The following is a 1,502-nucleotide window of genomic DNA, read 5'->3' on the forward strand; positions in this document are numbered from 1 at the left end:
AGCTCTGCGTTAAACTCCGGGTCATCTTTATAGTGGTTGTAGGCTTCTTCCAGTTCGATGACAGCATTCATCAGTGTTTCCGGAATGTACTGTCCTCCATGGATGCCGAATCTTCCTTTTGACATCTGTATATGTCCTCCTTTTATGTATGTAATCCCTGGCCTGTCAGATGGTCGGTCAGAGTATTCTATATTCTTTCTGATTTTATATGCACCAGTTGAACTGCCTTCAAAATCTTATCTCTGTCTTTCATTCCATCCGTCTCCACACTGCTGCTCAGATCTACTGCATAGGGATGAATAGTCCGGACGGCTGTTTCCAGATTTTCCACACCCAGTCCTCCTGCCAGGAAAAACGGTCTGTCTATCTCCGGGATCAGTGACCAGTCAAAGGTCTGTCCGGTTCCACCGCCACCCTGATCAAGCAGTATATAATCTGCCGGACTTTTCAGGGCTTTTTCAATATCCTGAGCCGTTTTTACGGAAAAGGCCTTTATAACCTGATGACCTGTATTCTTTTGGATTCTCCGTATATATGCCTCATCTTCCTGTCCATGAAGCTGTGCAATATGGATAGTTCCGTCAAGAAGCAGTTCCTCCACACGCTCAGGTGCTACATTTACAAAAACACCTACAGGGATAATGTCCGGATTAAGTTTTGCAGTAAGTTCTCTCACCAATGCACCTGTAACATTTCTGCTGCTCTTCGGAAATTCTATGATAAATCCACAGTAATCAGGTTTTGCTTCATTTACATAGGTAATGTCTTCCGGGCGTTTCAGACCACAGATTTTGATTTTGGTTCTTTGCTGTTGTTCTCTGGTCATATTCTATCCTCTCAGATAATATTCGATCTTTCAGCGTAACGGGCTGCCATTCAGGCTTTCCAGCGCTGCTTTCTTGTTCGGGCTTCGCATCAGTGTTTCCCCGATCAGTACCGCATCCACTTTATCCTCATAAAGAAGCCGGATATCCTCCGGGGTGCGGATTCCGCTCTCGGAAACAAAAACCACATTGTCCGGTGCCATTTTTCTCAGGCGAATGCTGTTGTTCATATCTACCTGAAAGGTTCTCAGATCCCGGTTATTGACTCCCACGATCTCTGCCCCGAGATTTAAGGCCCTGTCCACTTCGTACTCATCGTGTGCTTCTACCAGTGCATCCAGTCCCAGCTCTTTTGCAAGCTGTCTGTATGCTCTTAATTCTCCGTCATCCAGGATGGCGCAGATAAGCAATACCGCGGAAGCACCAAGGGATTTCGCCTGATAGATCATATATTCATCTACTGTAAAATCCTTGCGGAGTACAGGTATCTGTACAGCGGCTGCGATTTCTCTCAGATACTGGTCTGCTCCCTGGAAATAAAAAGGTTCTGTGAGACAGGAGATTGCACTTGCACCTGCCTGTTCATATTCCTTTGCAATTGCCAGGTATGGAAAATCCGGTGCGATCAGTCCCTTTGAGGGGGAGGCTTTCTTTACCTCGCAGATATAGGACATACCA

General features: G+C 46.0%; 2 protein-coding genes. Both read right to left on the reverse strand.

Annotation, left to right across the window (positions count from 1 at the left end):
• Positions 1-187: 187 nt before the first annotated feature.
• Positions 188-826, reverse strand: coding sequence for a phosphoribosylanthranilate isomerase (locus tag AC075L_RS17800; RefSeq protein ID WP_476387982.1), 639 nt, complete (start codon positions 824-826; stop codon positions 188-190).
• A gap of 30 nt (positions 827-856) precedes the next feature.
• The coding region (gene trpC / locus AC075L_RS17805) for an indole-3-glycerol phosphate synthase TrpC (RefSeq protein ID WP_476387983.1) at positions 857-1,502 on the reverse strand (646 nt) is incomplete at its 5' end.

Source organism: Blautia sp. ZXY-1-B12 (assembly GCF_056339915.1).

Coding starts and splice junctions, on each gene's coding strand:
- AC075L_RS17800 (WP_476387982.1), bottom strand. CDS start 826: ATGACCAGAGAACAACAGCAAAGAACCAAAATCAAAATCTGTGGTCTG.